This is a genomic window from Neobacillus sp., assembly GCF_031988165.1.
GTDB lineage: Bacteria > Bacillota > Bacilli > Bacillales > Cytobacillaceae > Neobacillus > Neobacillus rhizosphaerae.
On the sequence record NZ_DALZYO010000053.1, the window covers coordinates 22,984 to 29,341 of the forward strand.

Consider the following 6,358-nt stretch of genomic DNA (forward strand, 5'->3'; position numbering starts at 1 on the left):
GTTATATTGGAGGAATTATTGCCTTGATTGTTGAATTGGAAACGTAAGGTATTGAACTATCGAAGCAGTTTAGCTGAAGAAGGATTTTAATTGCAAAATGTAGAATTTTAGTTGAAGACATTTAAAATTATTGGTTAGTTTAATATAAGTCCGTATTATGGAGGATGTACTATGAATATTGATATATTAGAATTGATATTAAGCAAATATCCCAAATTATCTAAAGCTTATTCAGAGAAAATCGAGAAGGATTATACCTTGGTGACTATAAACACTGAAGATGTTGCTCTTAAAGAAACTGAAGGCTGCGTTATAAAACTAGTTATGGAAAATAAGATAGGAGATACAATCTTATTAAATTATTCTAAATTCAAGGGATCACGTGATTCAATTTCAGTAATACAGCTACCAAATACAAAAAAACAAATCCATCCAAACTTATTATTAAATAGTGAACATATAAGGGAGAAGGAATTTAGAACAAAACTATTTGGTGGATATGACACTTTAGAAGTAAATTCCTTTTTAGACTTAATAATAAAAGATTACCAATTTATTGAGAAAGAATTAATAAAAGAAAATGATATACTCAAGATAAATTTACCGAAATAAAGGTGATAAATGAGACTGATGAAACTCTCTCACAGAGCTGATTCATGTTCAACGGGGGCGTTAGTTCAATAAAAAATCCTGTAACGATAATAAACTATTTATCATCGATACAGGATTTTCTATAATTAGTATTTTTAATAATTTTTCTTGATTGTTTCCTATTCTCCATCGCCATCACCACCATCACCTATGTCTCCATTCCCGTCATCAATTACCTCATCGTCATTATCTTTGAAGAAATCATTAATTGTTTCTATTAAAGATTTCTTTTTTTCATTTTGTTCTTCATCAAATTCATAAGAACTATGTCCCATAAAATTTTGGATTGAGAAAGTTTGAATAACCTGTCGCTTATTTTTTATCCATACAATGAAGAGTAAGGTAATTATTAAAAGTATTAAGAATGTAATTAATAAAAATTTCAGCAAATTACATCTCCCCTTGTCTACTCTTTATGTAAGATTATGTAATTTGTATTTTTTTATTCCAAATATAAAGGTGGTTTTAGTTCCACCGGCCATTATGGCGGCCTTTTTCTTATTGAACAAAATGGCAGTTAGTTGAATAAGGATTACCTAAAATAAGTCAATAAAAAGAATACTTATCCCCATATGACAGTTATAATAAATATATATAAATAAAGGAAAATTGGAGAAATTTAATGAAGAAAAATACTATGAAAGATAGAACAAAGGATATTAAAAATCAACAAGGATATCATACTCTCAAGTACTCTAAAAACTATATATGGTTTGGGATTGTAATGACCCTTATTTTCTTATCAACACAAGTAGCCTTACTCGTATCAACGCAACTTAACGATTTTGATACTTTAGGTACATTCATAGTTCTTTTTTTTCTTTGTTGTCTAACTATCTTATTTTCTATAACATGTAAAAACTGGGGAATTATTTTTAATAATGAACACTTTATTTATAGAACAGCTTTAGGAAGAGAGTACAAGTTTTTATTTAGTGATGTGATAGATTACAAGCGTGGAACAGAGATTATCGTATTAAAAACAGATAAAAAGAGGCTTTTTTTAGACCCGAAATTGATTGATGTTAATATTTTTTTAAGACTTATTGAAAAGAAGGGGAATTTCGATAAAACCAATTTAAATGAAATTAGACTTACTAGAGGTAATTTTTGGGTTGGTATAAGTTGCTCAATCTTTTCAATATCTATGTCGTTTCTGTTTGTGATTCCTAACAATACTGTTGATGATACAGTAACGTCTTGGTGGGGATACCTAATTATTATTTTAATTAATTTCTCTATCTTTATTTTTACTTTTGGAAGTTTAAAGTGGAGGATTTTCTTAAATGAAGAATCATTCACCTATGTAACTTATTTCGGAAGGAGACATATATGCAAATACTCTGAAGTATCGAGGAAAAGTTTTACAACACATTTTGTAATAATAAAAGTGAAGAATAAGTATTTTTTTATTGACCCAAACGCAATTGGGATTGAAAAATTCTTTAGAAAGATTAATTAGAATTCTCTATTTCCGTTTAGGAGTGTTTGCTCTCTCTCAAATAGGAAGAGTCCAAGACATTAAGATAGGTTTTGTTTACTTGTGAAAACTTAAACTTAAACTAATGGGTAGCTTTAGTTGAACAGCGGGAGTTGTTGCGGGAGCCTTTTTCTTATACCACGAACTGGCAGTTTACTTGAAGAAGGGTTTTCATATATTATGGCGAATTTCACTTTATTTAGGGAGGGGCAAAAATGAATGACCTATATGGTAGACTTAAAACCAAAAAAATAAAGATAACTGAAATTCCAAAATGGGGACCTTATTTACGAAAGCACTGGGAAAATATTTTTGCTAATCATTTAAGTGATAAAGATAAGAAATCAATTTACCTATTTGATACGGGTGGTTATTGTGGCTATTTATGGCACTTGTTTAGTTATGAGAAGAAGAATTGTTTAGAGGAGGAAAAAGCTGAAGCCGCATTCAATAATCAACCAAAGAATAATTGTTATGTATTTTATCAACACTCGGATTATGCTCTTTTTCTAGAAAATGCCTCTATGTTTAATACTGATGACCTTATAAATGAACAAGATATTTATATTGTAGATAAAGGATTTAACTGGACTTACATACAAACACACGAAACTGGATGGTGTGGACCATATTTTAGCATTAAATGAAAATCAGGTTTCACGAACGGGGGCTTATGTTAAAGATGGGATGGCTGCGGCGATCCCGTTTTCTTATTGTGCTAACTGGGAAGTTTAGTTAAAGAAGTATAAACTAACTCACTCCATTAATAAGTTCAGTGTATCATTTGCTATCCCTTCGCCTAATGCTTGTATATGTAAATGGTCAAAGAGGAATGGACGGTCAATAATCCAAGTTAAAGAAAATTTATTATCACCCTCGTCTTCTTTTATGTCATAGCCAATGAGTCTTCTTTGATTCCAAGTTTGAGTACCAGTCGGTATTAACCAAAACAAGACGGTTTCAGTAATATCAGCTTTCACATTAAATGTTATTTTCTTTGTTCCTTTTGGTATTTGAACCCAGATTCCATCCTTTGGATAATCAGTATAAAAGCTAATGATTTTAGGGGTTTGAGAAATAACTTTTTGGTTTTCGGCAGGTTGAATGGCTGTTAAAAGATTTAATGCTAGAAAAGATTTTAAAATTAGCATTAGATTCACCTCAATATAGTGTTTACCTTATATAAATGGATTATGTGCTTGTTCAACTACCATGGAAGAACGAAATAAAATTCCATATTCTGTGGTGCAGCACTGCTGCATGGATGGCTTACTGGGTGCAAAAGTAAAGATGTGAGCTGTCATTGTGGCAGCTTTTCTTATTGAACGAAAGTGGCAGTTTAGTTTAACAAAGACCAATTTGATATTACAGAATTACCCAAATTGGGTTATTATTAATTTAATATATTAAATGAAGTAGGTGTGAAAATGGATTTACTGGTCGGTTTCTTAGTATTTGCGGGAATTTTTGCGATTTATGATGCTTTAAGAAAAGTGAATAATAATATTTTAGACCAAACGGAAGAGATAAAAAAATTACGTGAAGAATTATCCAAAGGTAATAAAAATTAGAATTTCCTGTTCAACTAACCTGACCTTATCTACAGTATCATCGAAAAAAGATTGATAGAATGCACCTTTTATCTTTGTGTACATGTATCCCAGATAAGTGGTTAAGGACTTGACATGGAGCCTCTGTGGGTACGATTTGTCTTGAAAGGCTGAAGCTGTTGTTTCATCAGGCATGCGAGCATATCATACCCACCCCTCCATGTAAAGTCCTATCTTTGTGTACGTTGAATACTATAAATAATTACTGTATATTATGTTTCCACGAAGTTAAAATTCAGCTATTTTTGGAATCTTAAAATACGATGAATACGGTGAAAAAACATACTGTAGATAAGGGTGCGTTAGTTTAATAACTTGCAAATACTCTGATATATTTCTGCTTAAGTGCTGTAAATAAACTATGAATATAAAAGAGGGTAAAAAATGAAACAGTTTGAAATAGTACCGCATACAGGTGGGAAAATTAGTATAGTACCCTCTGAAAACTCAATTGGATTTCAAAACCAAAAAGATCATGCAACTGCTGTATTTCAATTGGGGCTTTCCTTGGTAGATGGTTCTGTAACATATGTTCCATTCGGTGGTATAGGTACAACTACTATGCCTAAAGGAGCAATACCTATTTATGTATTTTCCGATAAGGAAGGATACTTTGGTAAATCTTGTCCAGCATGTAAAGGATATTTTAGGACTGATTCAGGTGGAGAAGAAATTTATTGTCCCTATTGTTCTCACTTTGACAACACATTATCGTTCCTAACAGAAACTCAACAAGAATACATTGAAATTTATATCAAAACAGTCTTAATTGCTTTACAAGAAAAATCTGATATCGAAATAGATTTGGATAATATTATTGCTAATCTATCTAACAATAGTTCTCCATTTGTATATTCTGAAGAAAGACAACAAAGAAGTAATAAGTGTAAGTCTTGTAAGATAAGATATGATATCTTAGGTGAATTTGGCTGTTGTCCTAATTGTGGAAAACTTAATACATTTGAAGTTTTTAATGAGAGTCTAAGTCGTTTGTTAAAACGCTTAAATAATTCTTCCTTAGAACAAGAGACACAATCAAGTGAATGGGCAGATGTATTAAAAAATTGCGTTTCTGAGTTTGAGGCTATGGCTAAAGATATCAATAAGGAATTACTCAGAATTCCTGCCACTCCAAGTAGAAAAGAAGCAATAAGTCGTATCAGTTTTCAAAGGATAAGTGAGGCAAACGAAAGCCTAAGTAAATGGTTTGATATCGACTTCTTGAAAGGAATATCTAATGAAGACAGAATCTTTATTAATCGCTGTTTTAATAAGAGACATATCCTAACTCACAACTCAGGTGTTGTTGATGACAAATATATAAAAAACACTGATGATACCACTGTTAGGTTAAATCAGAAAATTTATGTAGAAAAAGATGAAGCAATTAAGATTATAAATTTATTGAGATCCACTGGTAAAAAACTAATTGATGGTTACGAAAGTATTTCTTAGAACTTCGATTGTAAACAAAGTTATATAAAAAACAAAAGTAAAAATATACGTATTAGATGTAAAAAATCATATAAAACGAGGGGGGTTCCTGTAGTATGGGTTTTGTACGTTTTATATACTACCCTACTACAGATAAAGAATGAATCCACTATTATTAGATATACCATTACAATTAGAAACAGAAAGACTAAACCTACGTAATGTAAAAATGCCAGGGTGAAAATGGGGGGATATTCTTGAAACGGAAAAAGATAATTGTAGCTATCGTTTCATTTTTAACTTGGATAATTGGGGCGTTTTTTATTTTTACCTTTTTTAGTCGAAGTGAAAGACCAATATTCATTCTAATTCTTGGTGCAGTTGTGATTGTTTTTCAAGAATTAGTATCGAGACATTTGAAGAGGAAAGGGAAATCTTCTTAAGCTAACGGGCAGGTTAGCTCAATAAATATCAGATTTTGAATATTAAATTTAATATTTACAATTATGTAATAATTTAAACCGAGTGTATGTTGCTAATCTGATTGTAAAAAATCTTTGGAGGAACAATATGAAAATAAAGTTAGCTACGCTAGATGAAGTTAATCAAATAGAAATATTATATCAAGAGCTTTTTTTAAAAATGTCAAAACTTCAGCCGGAATATATAAAGTCTGCAAAGCAAGATGTAAAGTTTATAAAGAAGACAATCAATGAAAAGGATTCGGATATTTTAATAGCTGAAATTGATAACTGTATTATTGGTTTTTTACTTATTCAAGAACTAATCACACCATCCTATACGTGTTTGGTTGAACATAAATACGCTTTTATTACAGATATAATTGTTGGAACCAAATATCAACATCAAGGAATTGGTTCAGCTTTGTTATTTGAAGGAAAAAAATGGGCTAAAAATCGAAATTTAGATTACTTAGAGTTGAATGTCCTGTCTGAAAATATTGGTGCTATTGCTTTATATGAAAAGCAGGGATTTAGAGATGTGAGTCATACAATGCGCTATGAATTTTAATAAAATGACATAGGGAGCATTAATGTGTTAAGAAACTACTTATAATATCTACAATTTCTTATGTTTTTAAATAAGTATATGAATGTGAATGAGTGAACTTAAACTACCATGAAAATTAACTTCTTTAACTCAGTGAAAAAAGGCAATACTA

At 30.6% G+C, this 6,358-nt stretch carries 9 protein-coding genes; 7 read left to right on the forward strand and 2 right to left on the reverse strand.

Annotated features, from left to right (window positions below; translation table 11 throughout):
- The first annotated feature begins 171 nt into the window (after positions 1–171).
- A complete protein-coding gene (locus tag RTR43_RS23060; RefSeq protein ID WP_312475744.1) occupies positions 172–612 on the forward strand; it encodes a DivIVA domain-containing protein in 441 nt (146 codons plus the stop codon).
- A gap of 158 nt (positions 613–770) precedes the next feature.
- Here RTR43_RS23060 and RTR43_RS23065 read toward each other — a convergent pair whose 3' ends face one another.
- Positions 771–1,040 carry a hypothetical protein gene (locus RTR43_RS23065; RefSeq protein WP_312475747.1) on the reverse strand — a complete coding sequence of 90 codons (270 nt, stop codon included), beginning with the start codon at positions 1,038–1,040 and terminating at the stop codon, positions 771–773.
- 233 nt (positions 1,041–1,273) lie between these two features.
- Between RTR43_RS23065 and RTR43_RS23070 the strand changes: the two genes are divergently transcribed.
- On the forward strand, positions 1,274–2,113 hold the full coding sequence (locus RTR43_RS23070; protein WP_312475750.1) for a hypothetical protein: 840 nt from the start codon (positions 1,274–1,276) through the stop codon (positions 2,111–2,113).
- A gap of 233 nt (positions 2,114–2,346) precedes the next feature.
- On the forward strand, positions 2,347–2,778 hold the full coding sequence (locus RTR43_RS23075) for a DUF4275 family protein (protein ID WP_312475752.1): 432 nt from the start codon (positions 2,347–2,349) through the stop codon (positions 2,776–2,778).
- Between the two features lie 108 nt (positions 2,779–2,886).
- Here RTR43_RS23075 and RTR43_RS23080 read toward each other — a convergent pair whose 3' ends face one another.
- On the reverse strand, positions 2,887–3,282 hold the full coding sequence (locus RTR43_RS23080) for a hypothetical protein (protein ID WP_312475753.1): 396 nt from the start codon (positions 3,280–3,282) through the stop codon (positions 2,887–2,889).
- A 276-nt stretch (positions 3,283–3,558) separates the two neighbouring features.
- Between RTR43_RS23080 and RTR43_RS23085 the strand changes: the two genes are divergently transcribed.
- From RTR43_RS23085 to RTR43_RS23100, 4 genes are all read left to right on the forward strand, one after another.
- The gene (locus RTR43_RS23085; RefSeq protein WP_312475756.1) at positions 3,559–3,702 is read left to right on the forward strand and encodes a hypothetical protein; all 144 of its coding nucleotides are present in this window, start codon (positions 3,559–3,561) and stop codon (positions 3,700–3,702) included.
- 423 nt (positions 3,703–4,125) lie between these two features.
- Positions 4,126–5,196 (forward strand): hypothetical protein, encoded by a 1,071-nt coding sequence (locus RTR43_RS23090; RefSeq protein WP_312475758.1) that lies wholly within the window; start codon positions 4,126–4,128, stop codon positions 5,194–5,196.
- A gap of 236 nt (positions 5,197–5,432) precedes the next feature.
- Positions 5,433–5,618, forward strand: coding sequence for a hypothetical protein (locus tag RTR43_RS23095; protein ID WP_312475760.1), 186 nt, complete (start codon positions 5,433–5,435; stop codon positions 5,616–5,618).
- Between the two features lie 127 nt (positions 5,619–5,745).
- Positions 5,746–6,207: a GNAT family N-acetyltransferase gene (locus RTR43_RS23100; RefSeq protein ID WP_312475762.1), complete on the forward strand. Its 462-nt coding sequence runs from the start codon at positions 5,746–5,748 to the stop codon at positions 6,205–6,207.
- Positions 6,208–6,358 lie beyond the last annotated feature (151 nt).